Source organism: Xanthobacter sp. YC-JY1 (genome assembly GCF_021730305.1).
Lineage (GTDB): Bacteria > Pseudomonadota > Alphaproteobacteria > Rhizobiales > Xanthobacteraceae > Xanthobacter > Xanthobacter flavus.
Genome location: NZ_CP032674.1, coordinates 4,203,950 through 4,221,578, shown reverse-complemented (window position 1 = coordinate 4,221,578; position 17,629 = coordinate 4,203,950). Strand labels below are relative to the sequence as shown.

The following is a 17,629-nucleotide window of genomic DNA, read 5'->3' as shown; positions in this document are numbered from 1 at the left end:
TCGGGAGGGAGACACGCGCATGTTTGGCGCCACGCACGGGTCCAAGCCCGACCGGGTCGTCACCGGGACCCATCGGCGCGCGCGCCACATGCGGGTGCTTCTTTCTGGATCGGCGCTTGCCACTGTCCTCGCGGGGCTGATGCCGGCGACGGTCGCCTACGGCGCCTGCGTCACCTCCGGTCCGGTGGGCAACCCCACGGCGCTGGATTGCGCGGGCGCGAGCTCGGCCGCGGCGGTGGTCACCGGGAACACCATCACCGTCACCACGGCGGACGACACCAGCATCACGGCGGCTGCGCCCATCTCGGTGGTCGTCGGCTCCGGCCTCGGCGGCGGCGACATCGTGCTCAACAACATCGGCGGCAGCTTCACGGCCACCACCGACGGCATCGTGCTGATTTCGAGCGGCGCCATTTCGCAGGCGTCCGGCACCGGCATCGGTGCCACTGTGAAGGCGGACGGCTACGCGCTCACGCTCCTCCCCGCCACCAATGCCAGCGTCCGCGTGCTGGCCGGCGCGAGCCTCAGCGGCGGGTCGAGCGGCGTGCTCGCCTCCACCTCCGGCAATATCGACATCGCCGCCGAGGGCGGCACCTTCAAAGGCACGAGCGCGGACGGCCTCACCCTCATCGCCGGCGGCAACATCACGGTGAACGATTTCGCCGGCAGCGCCACGGGCGGCCAGAACGGGCTGTTTGCCCAGGCCGCGACCGGCACCATCACCATCGACCGCTTCACCGGCACGGCCGAAGGCGCGGGAGCCAGCGGCGTGTTCGCGCAGGTGACCGGGGCGGGCGACGTCAATATCCGCGACTTCAGCGGCGGCGCCACCGCTGGCCAGAACGCCATCTTCGCCCAGAGCAATGCCGGCAAGGTGGATCTCTCCGGCTTCAGCGGCACCGCGGAAAGCACGGGCGCCAACGGCATCTTCACCCAGGTGGTCACCACCGGCGACATCTCGCTGAAAAGCTTCAGCGGCAGCGCCACGGGCAGCCAGAACGGCATCCTCGCCTTCGCCACCTCCGGCACCATCGATGCCTCGGGCTTCAGCGGCACGGCGAAGGGCACGGGCGGCAGCGGCCTCCTGCTCTCCACCACCACCGGCGCCATCACCGCCGACAATTTCACCGTCGGCACGGGCAGCGGACCGTTCCTCACCGGCGCCGCCGCCGGCATTCAGGCGCTGTCCACGTCGGGCGCCATCAGCATCCAGAATTTCGGCTCCAGCGCCCAGGGCGGGCAATACGGCATCTTCGCCCAGACCGGGGCGGGCAGCGTCAATGTCTCCGGCTTCTCCGGCTCGGCCACGGGCACCAGCGATTACGGCGTCTATGGCCGCACCACCAGCGGGGCCATCACCGCCGACACTTTCACCGGCGGCTCCGCCGGCTCGCCCAACATCGTCGGCGGCGCCAACGGCGTGATGCTGCTCACAGACACCGGCGGCATCAGCGTGAAGAACTTCGCCGCCAGTGCCTCGGGCGGGCAGTACGGCATCTTCGCGCAGGCGGGCACCAGCGGGGACATCACCGTCTCCGGCTTCTCCGGCACGGCGACGGGCGGCACCGGCGCGGGCGTGTTCGTGCGCACGCTGGGCGGCAGCGTGACGGCGGACGCTTTCAGCGGCACCGCCTCGGGCGGGCAATATGGCGCCTTCTTCAACGCCACGGGCGGCGATCTCTCCATCCAGAACTTCTCCGGCACCGCGAAGTCCACCGCGGCGGGCGGGTTCGGCCTCTATGGTGAGGCCACCGGCACCATCACGCTCACCACCACCGGCAGCGCGTCCATCGAAGGCACGGCGGACGGCGTGTTCCTGAAGCAGATGGGCGGCAAGGTCGCCGTGAAGCTCGGCGACACCACCCAAGTGAAGGGCTCCAGCGTCGGCCTGCGCGTGTCGTCGGATGCGAGCAGCACCGGCGACATCGTGGTCGAGACGACGTCCGGCACCTCCGTGTCCGGCGCGGTGGGCGGGATCCGCATCGACAAGACCGGCACCTCCGGCAATGTGGACGTGACGACCGCCGGCGCCGTCAGCAGCAGCGGCGGCGCGGCCATCGCGGCCGTCTCCTCGGTCGAGGGGACGACGCAGACCAGGATCGGCGTCTCGGGCGCCGTGACGGGCGCTGTCGGCGGCATCGTCGCCGACGCCACCAGCACCAAGGGCAATGCCACCACGCTCATCACCACCGACGCCACCGTGAAGGGCGGCACCGGCACGGCGGTGAAGGGGCTCGCCACCTCGACGACGGGCGACGCCCTGAGCAGCTTCACCCTGCGCGGCGCCATCACCGACAGCGCCAGCGGCGCCGACGCCTCAGCCACGGCGGCGGGCACGGCGACCACCTCGGTGAAGGTGGAGAATGCCATCACCGTCTCCGGCTTCGGCGTGCGCGCCGTCTCCATGGGCGCCGGCGGCTCCGCCACGGTGACGACGACGGCGAACGGCGCCATCACCTCCGGCGCGCAGGGCATTGACGCCAGCGCCACCGGCACTGGCATGAGCGTCACCGTCACCACGGACGGCATCGTGAAGGCGGGCGGCGCCGGCATCCTCGCCGCGCTCACCGGCGACAGCGGCACGGTCAACGTCACCACAAACGCCAAGGTCACGGCGGGCGGCACCGGCATCGATGCCGGCCTCTCCGGCGCCGGGGGCACGGTGACGGTCAAGAACACGGCAGAGATCGACGCCCAGGGCTCCGGCATCATCGCCCTCAACACCGGCGGCGCCGCCACGGTCACGGTCGCCGGCAAGATCATTGCGGGCGGCAGCTTCGGCGTGGGCGCGACCTCGGGCGGCGCGGGCGCGGCCCGGGTCGATGTAGGCGCGGACATCACCAGCGCCGGCATCGGCGTCGCGGCGCAGACGGGCGGCACCGGCGACGTGACGGTCGCACTCGCGGACGGCACCCGCATCCTCGCCGGGGGCACCGGCATCCGCACGCTGGCGAGCGGCGGCGGCGCCACCGTCGTCACCCTCGGCACCGGCGCGCGCGTCTATGGGGATACGGGGCAGGGCGGCACCGGCAATGGCATCCGAGCCGACGGGACAGGCTCCGTCGCGGTGGGCATCGGCGCGTTCAGCGTGGTGTCCGGCTCGGGCGCCTCCGAGGACGAGGCGGTGATCCGCGTGTCGAGCGGCACCGGCACCACCATCGATATCGGCAAGAGCGCGCTGGTCAGCTCATGGACCTATGCGGCCAATGGCGACCTCGCCAGCGCCGCCGGCCGCGTGGCGATCCGGGCCGATGCGGGCTCCACCACCGTCACCAACAACGGCACCGTGGTGGGCCGGGTGAGCTTCTCGGACGGCAACGACACCTTCAACAATCTCAGCTCCAACACCTGGGTCACGGTGGGCGCCAACAGCTTTGGCGGCGGCGCCGACCAGGTGAACAATTCCGGCCTCACCGTCACCGCGCTCAACGGCGCGCAGGGGGAGACCACCACATTCACGGGCCTCGAAACCTTCGTCAACGGCAGCCTCGTCTCGACCGACGCCGGGCTGCTGACCATGATCGACGAGACGCCCGGCCAGACGGCCTATAACGGCGCCCGCGACGTGACCTATGTGAGCGGCGTGTTCGTGGGGCAGGGCAACAGCCGCCTCGGCATCGACGCCTGGCTCGGCGGCCCCGGCTCCACCGCCGACAAGCTGGTGGTCGGCGGCCTCGATGCCAACGGCAACCTGCTGCCCGCCGGCACGGTGGCGACGCAGGGGCAGACCGCCATCGTCATCAACGACGTGAGCACCAGCGCGGGGGGCTACAACCCCAAGGGCATGATGGTGGTGGAGGTGGTGAACCCCGATGCCGTCTCCTACGGCAAGTACGGCACCCAGGAGGCGAGCTTCGTCATCTCCTCCCAGTCGGCCGGCTACGATCCGCGCTTCGGCGGCGTCATCGACAAGGGCGTGTTCTTTTATGACCTCGTGACGCGCGGCAACGACACCTACCTCGTCGGCGTGCCGGACCGGGAGGCCTATGAGCTGCCGCGCCTCGTCACCGGCGCGCAGAGCATCTGGTACGAGACCAGCGGCGGCTGGCTGGACCGGCAGGCGGACCTGCGCACCTATCTCAACGGCGGCAACGGCGCCGTCGTCGGCAAGGCTCCCAGCGCCGGATCGCAGAGCGTGACGCCGGGCGTGTGGGCCAAGGCGGTGGGCAGCTGGGGCCTGCGCGACTCGTCCACCACCGCCACGGTGCCGGGCGGGGCCTACACCTACGACATGGGCTATTCGCAAGACACCTACGGCTTCATCGCCGGCGCCGATTTCGGCAAGACCAATGTCTCGGCGTCCGGCAAGGACGCGGTGATGTTCGGCGTGATGGGCGGCTACGTCACCTCCCAGCTCGGCTTCGATGCCTCGCCGACCTCCGCCAATTATTCCGGCGGCACGGTGGGCGCCTATGCCACCTACCTCAACCGCAACTGGTTCGTGGACGCCCTGTTCAAGGCCGACATCCTCTCCATGGACTACACCGCGCCGACGCTCGGCGGCCCGGCGGCCTACGGGCAGAGCGCGCGGGCGACCAGCCTCGGCTTCACCCTCGACACCGGATATCGGGCGAAGCTCGGCGCCACCGGCTTCTTCGAGCCCATCGCCACGCTCAGCTATGTCTCCACCCGCATCAACAACCTGCCGCTTCTGGCCGGCACGGCGGCGGACTTCGGCAGCAATGACAGCCTGAGGGTCGGCCTCGGCGCCCGCGTGGGCGGGCCGGTCTATGACAATGCGTCGCTGCGCATCGAGGCCAACCTGAATGCGCGGCTCTGGTACGAATTCCTCGGCGACAACACGGTGACCATCTACAATCCCGGCCTGCCGCTCACCGTCGCCGACGACTTCAACGGCGCCTTCGGCGAGATTGGCGGCGGCTTCAACGTGTTCGCCAAGAGCAATGGCTGGAACGGCTTCACCACCGCCAGCCTCAAGTTTGGCGAAGGCTACGCGGCGGCGAACGCGCGAGGCGGCGTGCGCTACCAGTGGTAGGGACACCGCAGGTGTGTGCCACGTCCTGACGGTTGATTGTGCAGTTGCATTGCGACGCCTAAGCTACGCGCCTGATCTGAAAGGAAACGTCATGCGCGCCGCCACAGCGGTCCTGATGCTGGGTTGTCTGCTTGTGCCGCTTTCGCCGGCGCTGGCGGACGACTGCCAAAGCGTGGCGGACGCCTATGACCGCCTCAGCAAGGTTCCGGCCTACCGGCAGGTGGCCGCGTTGGGCGGCGCGCCCTTGATGGAAGCCGTGATCGTCGGCGACGTCATGTATGTCAAGCATGGGGCCAAGTGGACCAAGATGCCGCTGGGACCGGGCGGGCGTGTGGAGATGCAGAAGCAGGTCATTCCCAGCGCCGCCAGCCTCAAGGACTGCCGGCGCGTCGGTCCGGAGACGGTGCAGGGCAAGAATGCGGTGGCCTACGACTATACGCCGCCGCCCATGCCAGGCGCCGTCGAGTTCGATCCCCAGCGGGTGTGGATCGCGGTGGACAGCGGCCTGCCGATCCGGATGACGTCCAAGCAGCAGAAAACCGAAGTCGTCATCAGCTTCGACAACGTCGTCGCGCCGATCCCCTGAGCCCGCCGGCCCGGCTGCGCCGTGGGCGCGAGCGGGCGGATGGTGTAGCGTACCCCTTTGAGGGCGCGTATTTTTTCGCAGGGCTGACACGCAAAGCCTGAGCTTGGCCGCACCTTCAGCCCCGGATATGTGCTATGAACGGATGCAGGCTTCGGAAAGAAGCGCGCCGATGAAACGCCGCTCGTACATCGCGTCCGTGACGATCGCCTACGCGGTCGGCGCGTTGCTGTGGATCTACCTGTCCGACCGCTTCATCGAGAGCGTCGGGGGCTCCATCGGCTTCGGTGTCTTCTCTACCCTCAAGGGCTTCGTGTTCGTCGCTGTGACGACCGCCCTTCTCTATTTCGCGCTGCATACCGCCGCCCAGGGCAAGGACGCGGCCCGGCCCATCCTCATGTTCCGGGGCTGGGTGCTGTTCGCGGTCCTCGCGCTCCTCACCCTGCCCGCCGGGCTCATCAGCTATTCGGTCTTCCGGTCCGCCTCCGACACGCTCCTCGGCGAGCGCCGGGGCCAGCTCGAATTCATGACCGAGGCCGTGGCGCGGTCCATTGATGCGGAAGTGGCGCGGCGGATGCTGGAGGCGACGCCGCACGTGGCGCAAGCGCCGCAGGCGACCCTGCTCGCCATCGTCACCAACGGCAGCGCCGGCTTCAGCCGGCTGCAGGACTTCGCCGGCCTGATGGGCGACAGCGCCCGGGTGCTCATCGCCAGCAAGACCGGCAGCGACGGGCGATGGATGATCGCCGGGGCGCAGCAGGCGCTGCCCGAAGCCCTGGTGCCCCTCGCCGCCGACGGGGCCGACGGCCTCGCCGCCGATATCGTCAGCCCTCCCGGCGGCGAACCGCTGCTGGCGGCGGCGGCGATGATCCCCGCGGCCAATGCGGTGCTCGTCGCGACCGTCGCCACGGCCGACGTGGTGGACGATGTCCGGGGCGTCGCCTTCCTCTCCGCCATGACGGCCGCCGCCTGCCTGCTGGTGGCGGGCGTGCTCACGCTGCTCTTCATCCAGCGCCAGAGGCTGCGCGTCGCGCTGGCGGAAGCCGACCAGAAGGCCGCGCTCCATGCGGCGGAGGAGCGCTTCCGGGCGACCTTCGAACAGGCGGCCGAAGGCATCGCCCATCTCGACCTCGACGGGCGCTTCCTGCGGGTCAACGAAACCCTCTGCGCCCTCCTGGGCTATGGCCGGGCAGAGCTGCTCGGGCGCAGCTATGCCGACGTGCGGCCGAACATCCGGGCCGGGGCGGGCGGGACCAGCCGCGAGGCCGTCGCGTCGCTGCCCTCGGGGACGGTGGTGGAGGCGCGCGGCGACCAGCCCCACCTCACCCGTGCCGGCGAGGAGATCTGGCTCTCCTGCGTCCAGTCCATCGCCCGCGACACCCCGGAGGACGCCGGCTACATCATTCTCATGGTCTCCGACGCCACGGCCCGCCGCACCGCCGAGCATCACCTGACGCTGGCGCAGGCGGTCTTCACCAACACCCAGGAGGGGCTGGTGGTGACGGACCTCGCGGGGCGGATCACCGCGGTCAATCCGGCCTTCGTCGCCATCACCGGCCACCAGGAGGCCGAGATTCTCGGCCAGAACATGCGGTTCCTCAGCTCCGGACGGCACGACCGGCTGTTCTACCAGCTGCTGTGGACCGCCCTGAAGGACACCGGCGTCTGGCGCGGCGAGATCTGGAACCGCCGCAAGGACGGCACGCTCTACCTGCAGCAGACGGTCATCAGCACGGTCTATGGCCGCACCGGCGCGGCCGAAAGCTATGTGGGTGCCTTCAACGACATCACCCAGGCGCGCAAGTCCGAGATCGAGGTGGACCGCCTGACGCGCTACGATCCGCTCACCGGCCTGCCCAACCGCACCCTGACCTATTCCCTCATCGAGCACGAGCTGACCCGCGAGGGCACGCGGTGCGCGGTGCTCTACATCGACATCGATCACCTGAAGACCATCAATGACAGCCTCGGCTTCGCCGCCGGCGACACGGTGCTGCGCGCCGCCGCCCAGCGCATCCGCAGGACGGCGCCGGAGGATGCCACCATCGGCCGCTACGGCGCCGACGAGTTCGTGGTCGTGATCGACGCCGGCGAGGGCCCGCAGGCGGTGGTGAGCCTCGCCGTCCGCCTCATCGAGGCGCTGGGCGAGCCGTTCGCGGCGGAGGGCGTCAGCGACCTGTTCGTCAATGCCAGCATCGGCATCAGCCTCTTCCCCGAGGACGCCAGCGATGCCGACACCCTGCTCCAGCATGCCCATTCCGCCCTGTTCGAGGCCAAGAGCCGGGACGGGCGGACCTACGCCTTCTACACCGACGCCCTGACCCGCGATGCGCGGGCGCGCATCCAGCTGGTGGCGAACCTCCGGCGGGCGCTGACGGAGCACGAATTCACCGTCCACTACCAGCCCATCGTCCGGCTCGAGGACCAGACCATCGTCGGCGCCGAGGCGCTGGTGCGGTGGATCACCCCCGAGGGCGAGATGATCGGCCCCGACCGCTTCATCCCCGTCGCCGAGGAGACCGGCCTCATCGTCCCCCTGGGCGACTTCGTGCTGGCCGCTGCCTGCACCCAGATGGCGCGGTGGCGGAAGGCCGGCCTGCCGTGCGCCTTCGTCGCGGTGAACATCTCCGCCGGGCAGCTCAGCGCCACCGACATCTGCGCGAAGACCGAGGCGGCGCTCGCCGCCTCCGGGGTGCCGGCTGACAGCATCGAATTCGAAATCACCGAAAGCATGCTTTTCGGTGCCGATTCCGGTGCTGAATCGAAGCTGAAACGCATCACGGAACTGGGTGTCAGGATCGCCATCGACGATTTCGGCACCGGCTATTCCTCCCTCGCCTACCTCAAGCGCTTCCCCATCTCCCGGCTGAAGATCGACAAGAGTTTCGTGGATGACCTGCCCCTGTCCGTGGTGGACGGCGAGCTGGTGCGCGCCATGATCGAGATGGGCCGGGCGCTTCATATCGAAGTGCTCGCGGAGGGGGTGGAGGACGCCGGCCAGATGGCCTTCCTCGCAGCCAATGGCTGCACCTACGGGCAGGGCTTTTTCTGGAGCCGCCCGCTGCCCCCCGAGCGCTTCGAAGCCTTGTTTTCCAACGCCTCCCAGATCCCCGGGGCGCGGGCCGGCACGGCCTGAGCAGGGGGCATTCGCGGGGTCCGGCCGGCGCTCTGGGGCTGCGTCTCGTCGCGCATTATTGTCGTACAATCAGTTTACATTCCCCGGCCGTGGTGCCACACTCCCTCCCGATCAGAAAAACAAGGTGGCCCGCCAGAGGGCCGCGCAGGGAGCCCTGGGAATGGCCGTTCGCGTCGAGGAAAAAGGCAATGGCGTCATCGTCCTGACGCTGGTGGGACAAGGCGAGCCGAACCATCTGGACACCGAGGCCCTTCTGGACCTCGCCGAGACCGCCAAAGCCCTTGCGAATCAATCGGGTATGCGGGCCCTGGTGGTCACCGGCCAGGGCGCCAATTTCTGCGGCGGCCGTGTCGGCAAGAAGGGCCTGACCCGGGCCTCCGACGTCGCGGAAGACCTCAACGCCATCCTCAAGGTGAATGCCGCCTTCGCCGCCCTGCCGGTGCCGACAATCCTTGCGGTGGAAGGCCTTGCGCTCGGCTGGGGCTTCGGCATGTCGGCCCAGGCGGACTATGTGGTCGCGGCCGAGAATGCCCGCTTCGCCTTGCCGGAAATGTCCCACGGCATGCCGCCGCTGATCGTGCTCTCCTACCTGTTCCGCTTCGTCTCCTACAAGAGGGGTTTCGAGCTGTCCCTCTCCAGTCGGGAAATTTCCGCCGCGGACGCCGAGGGTTATGGCATCGTCACATCCGTTGTCCCACCCGGCGCCGCGCTCGCCGAAGCGCTCCGGGTCGCCGATTTCGTCGCCGCCCAGGACCCCATGTCCATCACCCTGCTGCGCAAGTTCGGCCGCGAGGCCGCAGGGCTCTCCGATCCGCAGCGCAGCGAATACGCGGTCTCGCTCATGAGCGTCCTGCTCGCCGAGCGGGCGCAGAAGGCCCATGGCTGAAGCCGGATCGGGAGGCTGCCCATGCGCGTTCTGGTGACGGGAGGGTCCGGCTTTCTCGGGAGCCATGTGACGGCGGCGCTGGCCCAGGCCGGGCATAACGTGGTGAGCTACGACATGGCTGCGCCGGGGCCGGAAGCCCTCGCCACGCTCGCCGCCGCGGGAGTGGAGGGCGTCCTCCATGCTCCGGGGCAGACCACCGACCTTGCGCGTCTCATGGACGTGTGCCGGACCGAGCGGATCGAGGCCGTCGTCCATAGCGCCGGCATCGTGGGGCTGGAGACCTCCCTCGCCCAGCCGGCGGCGACCTACTACACCAACATCACCGGCATGGTGAATGTGTGCGAGGCGGCCCGGCAACTCGGCATGGCGCGGCTCATCTACCTGTCCAGCAATGCCGCATACCATGGCGGGGACGGCTCGCCGCTGAAGGAGACGGACCCGGTTTTCTCGGTGGTTCAGGGCAACCCCGCTGGTCACTACGGCACCACCAAGATGGCCTGCGAGGCCATTGGCCTCGCCTATTCCTCCTTCCACGGGGTCGACGTGCTGGCGCTGCGCGTGACCGCCATTTACGGCCTCGGCATGCGGACGCCGATGTTCATCAAGCCCATGGTGGAGGGTGCGGTGCTGGGCCGTCCCGTACGGTTCGTGACCGGCGGGCCGATGAAGCGCGACTACACCTACGTGCCGGACTGTGCCAGGGCGGTCGTGCGCGCCCTCGCCGTGCCGGCCCCGGCCGAAGGGGCGCAGCGCGTCTTCAACGTGGCGGCGGGACAGGCGACGGCGGCAGCAGAGGTGGCGCGGATCGTCCGGCAGGTCGTGCCGGGCGCCGATATCGAGATCGGTGACGCGCTGTCGCCACTGGAGGAGGTGAATGCGCGCATGCGCGCCTCCCTCGACATTTCCGCAGCCCGCGCGGTGCTGGGCTGGGCGCCGGAATTCACGCTGGAACAGGGCATCGGCGACTATGTGGAGCGCTACCGCGCCTTTGCCGGCGCTACCGGGGCTTACTCGAAGGGGCAGGCGGCATGAGCGAGCTGGCGATCCCCACCTATGACGTCTTCGCCATCCGCTACGCCACGCGAGATGCGAAGCGGGCAGACAATTTCATCGGCGGCGATCCCCATGACGCGCCGATGCCGCTCGACTATTACGTCTGGGCCATCGTCGGCGAAACGCGCAGCTTCGTGGTGGATACGGGCTTCAATGCCGAAGTCGCAGCCCGCCGCAAGCGCGATTTCCTGCGTTGCCCGGCAGAGGCGCTGAAGCTGGTGGGGCTTGATCCGGCGACCGTGCAGGACGTGATCCTCACCCACCTGCACTACGACCATGTGGGCAATTTCGACCTCTTCCCGGCCGCGACCTTCCACCTGCAGGAGGCGGAGATGCACTATGCGGTGGGACGCTACATGCGCTACCGCCGTCTGCGCCATTCCTTCGAGGTGGAGGATGTGGTGGGCATGGTCCGCGCCAACTACGCCGGTCGCGTCAGCTTCTATGACGGCGGTGCGGAACTCGCGCCGGGCGTGACGCTGCATCCCGCGCCCGGGCATTCCGCCGGGCTCCAGTTCGTGCGCGTCAATACCCGCCGCGGACCGGTGGTGCTGGCATCGGACGTGACGCATTTCTACGAGAACGTGGACACGGAGCGCCCGTTCGTCACCGCCTTTCACGTGGGATGCATGCTGGAGGGTTTCGACCGGCTGAAGGCCGCCGCCCCTTCGCCGGACCATATCGTTCCAGGTCACGATCCGCTGGTGATGCGCCGTTACCGGCCGCCAAGGCCGGAACTGGAAGGCATCGTCGTGCGGCTCGACGAGCCGCCCATCATCTGATTTCGTCAGTGGACACAGCGCATCGAATCCATCGGACCGCCAGCCAAGGAAGCCAGCTATGACCACGCCAGCCAGCCTTGCGGCCATGCATCAGGCGGCATCGCTCAAGAAGCAGGTGATCGAGGCCCTGCGAACCGCCATTCTCGAGGGGCGCTTCCAGCCGGGCGACCGATTGGTGGAGCGTGAGATCTGCGAGATGTTCCAGGTGAGCCGAACCCTGCTGCGGGAGGCCTTGAGCCAGCTCGCGGCGGAGGGGATCCTGCAGATCATCCCCCATCGCGGCCCCATCGTCGCCATCTATACCGCCGAGGACGCGCGCTCGATCTATGAGCTGCGCGCGACGCTGGAGGAGATGGCGGGCCGCTGTTTCGCGGAGCGGGCCACGGAGGCCGAGCACAAGGCGCTGGAGAGTGCCTTCGCCGCCTTCAGGAAAGCCAGCCGCGGCAAGCCGGGCAGTGATCTCCTGCTGGTGAAGACGGCCTTCTATGCGGCGCTCACGGCCGGCGCGCACAATCCGATGCTGGAGGACATGCTGCGCATGATCCACTGGCGGGTCACCATGCTGCGCGCCCACACACTCTCGCAGCCGGGCCGACTGGCGAAGAGCCTCGGTGAAATCGGCGACATCATGGAGGCCATCGCCCGGCGCGATCCAGAGGCGGCCGGGCAGGCCTGCCGCCGCCATGTGATGAACGCCGCCGCCATCGCGGATGCGGTGCTCACCGCCAAGGAGGCCGAGCGCGATCGCCCGGTCCGCAAGCGGGGCACGAAGGAAACGTCCGCCAGGGACAAGGTGGCCGCCGCTCCGCCTGCCGGCGAGCCGCGCCTCGCCCGCATGTAGTTCCGCCTTCAGGCGCGGTGGCCGCGCCTGTTCCGTCGCGAACACCCCTGCAGCCGCCTCGAGCGCGCAATTGATGGCGCACGCCCAGCGTGGACCGCCGAAGGAGCTTGCGTGATGCCCCATGCCGACCCGTCCAGTTCGACGCTTCCGAGGACCGCCCCGACGCTGCATCAGGTGCGCGCCGGTCGCCGCGGGGCTCCACTATTGGTGCTCATCCATGCCGTCGCGCTCGACCTGACCTATTGGGACCGGCAGTTCGGCGCGCTCGCTGAAAGCTTCGACGTGATCGCCTACGACCTCGCCGGTCACGGCGCCTCGCCAGCGCCCGGCCTGCCCTTCGGGTTCGACGATGCGGCCGAGGATCTCGCCCGGGTCATCGAAACGGCAGGAGCGGGGCCGGCCTGCGTGGTGGGGCTGTCCGTGGGTGGCATGATCGCCCAGACGCTGGCGCTCGCGCGCCCCGATCTCGTCCGCGCGCTGTGCCTCATGGATACGGTCAGCACCTTTGCCGAGGCGGGACGGGAGGCCGTGCGCGGGCGTGCCGCGCAGGTGCGGGCCGGCGGCATGGAGGCGATCGTCGCGCCGACATTGGAGCGCTGGTTCACTCCCAGCTTCGCCGCGCGGCGGCCCGATGTGCTCGACCGGGTGGCGAAGACCTTGCGCGCGGCCGATCCCGATGTTCATGCCGCCATGTGGGACATGATCTCGACCCTCGACGTCGCCCCGCGCCTCACTGAGATCGATAGGCCGACGCTGGTGATGGTGGGCGAAAAGGACCTGACCACGCCCGTCGCGGCATCCGAGGTCATCGCGCGCGGCATCCCCGGCGCGCGGCTGGAGATCATCCCCGACGCCTCGCACATGGCGCCGCTGGAAGCCCCGGAGGAGGTGAACCGGCACCTTCTCGGCTTCCTCAACGGTCTCTGACACCGCGCAGCAGCAGGAGGCACCCGTGCCCATCGGTTTCATCGGCCTCGGCGCCATGGGCGCCCCGCTGGCGACGCGGCTCCTCGAAGCTGGCCAGGAACTCGTCATCCATACGCGCCGGCACGAGGCCGCGGCACCCTTCGAGGCGCTAGGTGCTCTGTGGGTGCCGTCGCCGCGCGATGTCGCGGCAAAGGCGAGCGAGATCTTCACCATGCTGCCCGGCCCGGCCGAGGTCGAGGCGGTGGTGTTCGGCGCCGACGGCCTCGCTGAGGGGCTTTCGGCCGGCACGACGCTCATCGACATGACCACCAGCGCGCCGGCTGCGGTGCGTGCGCTGGGGGAGCGCCTCGCGGCCCGTGACGTCGCCCTGCTGGACGCTCCGGTGAGCGGCGGGCCCAAGGGCGCGCGCACGGGCCGGCTGGCCATCTGGGTGAGCGGCAGTGAGGCCGCATTCGAGACCTGCCGGCCGCTTCTCGACCTGCTCGGCGACCGGGTGATGTTCCTCGGTGCGCTCGGCGCGGCGACCACGGCGAAGCTGGTTCACAACAGCGCGAACTACGGCATCCAGATGGTTCTGGCGGAGGTCATCACCATTGGCGTCAAGGCAGGCGTGGACCCCGCTGTCCTGTTCGCCGCGATCCGGGAGGGATCGCTCGGGCGCCAGAATGTCGTGGACCGCCTCGCCGACCAGTTTCTGCCGGCGGCCTTCGACGAGGTGTCGTTCGCGCTTGATCTCGCGTTCAAGGACGTGGCGCTGGCCGTAGCCCTCGCGCAGGAGGCCGGTGTTCCGGCCCGGTTCACTGCGATGACGCTTGCCGACATGACGGAGGCGCGCAACCGGGGCTGGGGGAAAAGGGATTCCCGCGTCGCCATGCTGGTGCAGGAAGAGCGCGCCGGCGTCGCGATCAAGGTCGATCGCGAGACGCTGGACGGGATTCTGAACAGGGGAAAATAGAGGCGACTTACTGCTGGAAGGCTGGGCGACGGAAACTCAGTCGGAGGTGGTTGACATCCATCCCATTGGCCATATTGTCATACAATAAGTCACAAAATGAAGAGGGCGCCAAGCGCCCCTCAAGCGACGCCGCCAAGCACATGTCGCATCCCGTGGAGGAAACAATGTCCATCGTCAGAAGCATCATCGCGGCCGGGTGGATGGGCCTTGCCCTCCTGCCGGGAACGGCCGGGGCCGCCGGCCTGGAGAAGCCGAAGATCTCGATCGCGGTCGGCGGCTCCATCAGCCAGATGAACAAGATCGCGTATTTCATCGCGCTGAATAAGAAATACTTCGAGGACGAAGGCCTTAACGTAGATTCTACGGCCTTCAGCTCGGGCACCGCAGCCCTCCAAGCCGTGGTTGCGGGCGGCGCCGACATCGGCGAAGGGGCCTACGAACACATGCTGCGCCTGCAGTCCAAGGGGCAGGACCTCACCTGCATCACCGTCTTCGGTCGCTTTCCCGGCAATGTGCTCGCCGTGCGCGCGGCGAAGGCGGACAGCATCAAGGGCGTCAAGGATCTCAAGGGCAAGAAGATCGGCATCTCGGCGCCGGGCGCGTCCACGCAGAATTTCGTCGCCCAGCTGCTGGAGCGGGCCGGCGTGAACTGGAAGGATGCGAGCTTCATTTCCATCGGCACCGGCCCGAGCGCGGTCGCCGCCATTCGCACCGGCACCGAGCTTGACGCCATCGTCAATCTGGATCCTGCCATCACCTCGCTCACCGACGCGAAGGAAGTGGTGGTGCTGGTGGATAGCCGGAACGCGGAAGGCTCGCAGATCGCCTTCGGCGGCCCCTATCTCGCTGATTGCCTCTACGCGCGCACCGATTTCATCAAGGCCAATCCGAACACGTCGCAGGCCGTGTCCAACGCCTTGGTGCGGGCCATGCAGTGGCTGAAGACCGCAAGCATCGACGATATCATCGCTTCGGTCCCGGCCGAGTATTACAAGGCCGACGAGGCGCTCTACCGCAAATCGCTGCAGCAGAACCTTTCCGCCTTCCAGTGGGATGGCATCGTGACGCCGGAGGCGGCGAAGAACGTGCTCGCCACCATCTCGGTGATGGAGCCGGCGCTGAAATCGGCCAGCCTCGACATCCCGCGCACCTATGACAACAGCCTCGTGGAACGAGCGCTGAAGAAATACGGCCCGGCCGCGAAGCACTGATGTGTCGCCGAGGGGCCGGTACCGGCCCCTCGTTCCCGCGCCCCCCAGTTCCCGCGCCCTCAGGGAGACGTTCCATGACCTTCGGCCTTCAACCGGAAGCCGGCGCCGTCCGCATGCCCGCGCCCGTCGGCGACCTCTCTGCCCCTGCCGGCCCTCCGCCGGCCCTGCTGTTCGATCACGTCTCGGTCCGCTTCGGTGCCTATACGGCGGTGAACGACGCCAGCCTCCACGTGGGGGACGGCGAGTTCGTTTCCATCGTCGGTCCCACCGGCTGCGGCAAGTCCACCCTGCTGAATGTTGCCGCGGGCCTGCTCGAGCCCTCGGAGGGCGACATCTGCGTCTATGGCCGGTCGCTGGAGGGCATCAATGCGGATGCCGGCTATCTCTTCCAGGCGGACGCGCTGATGCCCTGGCGCACCGCCCTGTCCAACGTCATCACCGGCCTCGAGTATGCGGGGACGGAGCGCAAGGCGGCCGAGCGGCTGGGGAATGAATGGCTCGCCCGCGTCGGGCTTTCCGGACATGGCGAGCGCTTCCCGCACGAAATGTCCGGCGGAATGCGCAAGCGCGTCGCGCTGGCGCAGACGCTCATTCGCGATCCCAAGATCGTGCTCATGGACGAGCCGTTCAGCGCACTGGACGTGCAGACGCGCGTGCTGATGGAAAATGAGCTGCTCCAGCTCTGGACCACCTATCGCAAGTCGGTGCTGTTCATCACCCATGACCTGGAGGAGGCGATCTCACTGTCGGACCGGGTCATCATCCTCTCGGCCGGCCCCTCCACGCACCCCATCGCCGAGTTCCGCATCGACCTGCCGCGGCCACGCGACGTCGCCGAGATCCGCATGACGCCGCGCTTCGTCGAACTCTACCACCAGATCTGGGACGCCATGAAGGAAGAGGTCCTGAAAGCCTATGAGCGAAATCAGCGCAAACTTGCGGACTGACGCCGTGATCGCCGATCCCAGCGCCTCCGGCCGCACTGCCCCCGGCCGCCCCGCCGCCCGCCCGCAGCGGCGCCCGCGCCGTCGCGCGATGCCGGGCCCCATCGTCCTCACGGCGCTCCAGGCGGCGATGTTCGCCGCCCTCATCATCGCCTGGTATGTGCTGGTGCGGGCCAAGGCCCTGCCGGTCTTCTTCTTTGGCGATCCGGTGCTGGTGTTCCAGCAGATCGTCAGCTGGTTCGTGACGGGCGAGATCTTCGTCCACCTCGCGACGACACTGATCGAGACGCTGCTCGCCTTCCTGCTCGGCGTGGCGTCGGGCATCGGCATCGGCCTGTGGCTCGGCCTCTCGCCGCTTACGGCAGCCTTGTTCGATCCCTACATCAAGGCCCTGAACGCCATGCCGCGGGTCATCCTCGGCCCCATCTTCATCGTCTGGTTCGGCCTCGGCATCGGCTCCAAGGTGGCGCTGGGCGTGACGCTGGTGTTCTTCGTGGTCTTCTTCAACGTCTTCCAGGGCGTGCGGGAGGTGAACCCGGTCATCCTCGCCAATTCGCGGATGCTGGGGGCGAACCGGCGCCAGCTCCTCACCACGGTCTATATTCCTTCGGCGTTGAGCTGGGTGTTCTCCAGCCTGCACATGTCGGTGGGCATGGCCTTCGTCGGCGCGGTGGTGGGCGAATATCTCGGCTCGGCCCGGGGTGTCGGCTACCTGATCCTCCAGGCGGAGGCGACATTCGACGTGAATGCCGTGTTTGCCGGCATCATCGTGCTCACCGTGTTCGCGCTGGTGCTCGACCTTGCGGTGACCCTCGTCGAGAAGCGCCTCATCGTCGGCAAGCCGAAATCCTGACCCGCTCCCACCCCTTAACGCCACGCCTATACATCCAGGAACAGTCAGATGACCGAAACGACCGAAGCCGCCAGCCTGCTGCACAAGGGCATGGAGATCCGCAAGGCAGTGCTGGGCGCCGCCCACGTGGAGCGCTCCATGGCCAATGTGGACGAGTTCGCCCGCCCCCTGCAGGAATTGGTCACCGAATATTGCTGGGGCGCGATCTGGGGCCGACCGGGGCTGGAGCGCAGGACGCGCAGCATGCTCAACATCGTCATGCTGTCGGCGCTGAACCGTCCACATGAACTCAAGCTCCACGTCCGGGGCGCGCTGACCAATGGCGTCACTCGCGACGAGATCCGCGAGGTGGTGCTGCAGATCGCGATCTATTGCGGTGTTCCGGTGGCGCTGGAGACCTCGCGCATCGCGCAGGAGGTGTTCCGCGAGGTCGATGCCGCCGCGGCCGGCTGAGGATCGTCG

At 68.5% G+C, this 17,629-nt stretch carries 13 protein-coding genes; all 13 read left to right on the top strand.

What is annotated here, in order from left to right:
• Positions 1-19: 19 nt before the first annotated feature.
• On the top strand, positions 20-4,996 hold the full coding sequence (locus D7006_RS19850) for a hypothetical protein (protein ID WP_237354281.1): 4,977 nt from the start codon (positions 20-22) through the stop codon (positions 4,994-4,996).
• Between the two features lie 91 nt (positions 4,997-5,087).
• Complete coding sequence (locus D7006_RS19845; RefSeq protein ID WP_237354280.1) at positions 5,088-5,582, top strand: hypothetical protein; 495 nt, start codon at positions 5,088-5,090, stop codon at positions 5,580-5,582.
• A gap of 169 nt (positions 5,583-5,751) precedes the next feature.
• Positions 5,752-8,715, top strand: coding sequence for a bifunctional diguanylate cyclase/phosphodiesterase (locus tag D7006_RS19840; RefSeq protein WP_305852680.1), 2,964 nt, complete (start codon positions 5,752-5,754; stop codon positions 8,713-8,715).
• Positions 8,716-8,875: 160 nt separating this feature from the next.
• Positions 8,876-9,601 (top strand): enoyl-CoA hydratase/isomerase family protein, encoded by a 726-nt coding sequence (locus tag D7006_RS19835; protein ID WP_237354279.1) that lies wholly within the window; start codon positions 8,876-8,878, stop codon positions 9,599-9,601.
• 21 nt (positions 9,602-9,622) lie between these two features.
• A complete protein-coding gene (locus tag D7006_RS19830) occupies positions 9,623-10,633 on the top strand; it encodes an NAD(P)-dependent oxidoreductase (protein WP_237354278.1) in 1,011 nt (336 codons plus the stop codon).
• On the top strand, positions 10,630-11,436 hold the full coding sequence (locus D7006_RS19825) for an N-acyl homoserine lactonase family protein (RefSeq protein ID WP_237354277.1): 807 nt from the start codon (positions 10,630-10,632) through the stop codon (positions 11,434-11,436). The genes D7006_RS19830 and D7006_RS19825 overlap by 4 nt, the downstream gene beginning before the upstream one ends.
• 58 nt (positions 11,437-11,494) lie before the next feature.
• A complete protein-coding gene (locus tag D7006_RS19820; RefSeq protein WP_237354276.1) occupies positions 11,495-12,277 on the top strand; it encodes a GntR family transcriptional regulator in 783 nt (260 codons plus the stop codon).
• 114 nt (positions 12,278-12,391) lie between these two features.
• Positions 12,392-13,204: an alpha/beta fold hydrolase gene (locus D7006_RS19815; RefSeq protein ID WP_237354275.1), complete on the top strand. Its 813-nt coding sequence runs from the start codon at positions 12,392-12,394 to the stop codon at positions 13,202-13,204.
• Positions 13,205-13,229: 25 nt separating this feature from the next.
• Positions 13,230-14,159: an NAD(P)-dependent oxidoreductase gene (locus D7006_RS19810; protein WP_237354274.1), complete on the top strand. Its 930-nt coding sequence runs from the start codon at positions 13,230-13,232 to the stop codon at positions 14,157-14,159.
• Positions 14,160-14,323: 164 nt separating this feature from the next.
• Positions 14,324-15,370 carry an ABC transporter substrate-binding protein gene (locus D7006_RS19805; protein ID WP_237354273.1) on the top strand — a complete coding sequence of 349 codons (1,047 nt, stop codon included), beginning with the start codon at positions 14,324-14,326 and terminating at the stop codon, positions 15,368-15,370.
• Positions 15,371-15,483: 113 nt separating this feature from the next.
• Positions 15,484-16,317 carry an ABC transporter ATP-binding protein gene (locus D7006_RS19800; protein ID WP_371745132.1) on the top strand — a complete coding sequence of 278 codons (834 nt, stop codon included), beginning with the start codon at positions 15,484-15,486 and terminating at the stop codon, positions 16,315-16,317.
• Positions 16,318-16,405: 88 nt separating this feature from the next.
• On the top strand, positions 16,406-17,167 hold the full coding sequence (locus D7006_RS19795) for an ABC transporter permease (protein WP_371745130.1): 762 nt from the start codon (positions 16,406-16,408) through the stop codon (positions 17,165-17,167).
• 48 nt (positions 17,168-17,215) lie between these two features.
• On the top strand, positions 17,216-17,620 hold the full coding sequence (locus tag D7006_RS19790) for a carboxymuconolactone decarboxylase family protein (protein WP_169123789.1): 405 nt from the start codon (positions 17,216-17,218) through the stop codon (positions 17,618-17,620).
• The last annotated feature ends 9 nt before the right edge of the window (positions 17,621-17,629 follow it).

What these genes read in the sequence shown, in the direction of transcription:
- D7006_RS19850 (WP_237354281.1), top strand. Translation starts at nt 20, where the DNA reads ATGTTTGGCGCCACGCACGGGTCCAAGCCCGACCGGGTCGTCACCGGG.
- D7006_RS19845 (WP_237354280.1), top strand. Translation starts at nt 5,088, where the DNA reads ATGCGCGCCGCCACAGCGGTCCTGATGCTGGGTTGTCTGCTTGTGCCG.
- D7006_RS19840 (WP_305852680.1), top strand. Translation starts at nt 5,752, where the DNA reads ATGAAACGCCGCTCGTACATCGCGTCCGTGACGATCGCCTACGCGGTC.
- D7006_RS19835 (WP_237354279.1), top strand. Translation starts at nt 8,876, where the DNA reads ATGGCCGTTCGCGTCGAGGAAAAAGGCAATGGCGTCATCGTCCTGACG.
- D7006_RS19830 (WP_237354278.1), top strand. Translation starts at nt 9,623, where the DNA reads ATGCGCGTTCTGGTGACGGGAGGGTCCGGCTTTCTCGGGAGCCATGTG.
- D7006_RS19825 (WP_237354277.1), top strand. Translation starts at nt 10,630, where the DNA reads ATGAGCGAGCTGGCGATCCCCACCTATGACGTCTTCGCCATCCGCTAC.
- D7006_RS19820 (WP_237354276.1), top strand. Translation starts at nt 11,495, where the DNA reads ATGACCACGCCAGCCAGCCTTGCGGCCATGCATCAGGCGGCATCGCTC.
- D7006_RS19815 (WP_237354275.1), top strand. Translation starts at nt 12,392, where the DNA reads ATGCCCCATGCCGACCCGTCCAGTTCGACGCTTCCGAGGACCGCCCCG.
- D7006_RS19805 (WP_237354273.1), top strand. Translation starts at nt 14,324, where the DNA reads ATGTCCATCGTCAGAAGCATCATCGCGGCCGGGTGGATGGGCCTTGCC.
- D7006_RS19800 (WP_371745132.1), top strand. Translation starts at nt 15,484, where the DNA reads ATGCCCGCGCCCGTCGGCGACCTCTCTGCCCCTGCCGGCCCTCCGCCG.
- D7006_RS19795 (WP_371745130.1), top strand. Translation starts at nt 16,406, where the DNA reads ATGCCGGGCCCCATCGTCCTCACGGCGCTCCAGGCGGCGATGTTCGCC.
- D7006_RS19790 (WP_169123789.1), top strand. Translation starts at nt 17,216, where the DNA reads ATGACCGAAACGACCGAAGCCGCCAGCCTGCTGCACAAGGGCATGGAG.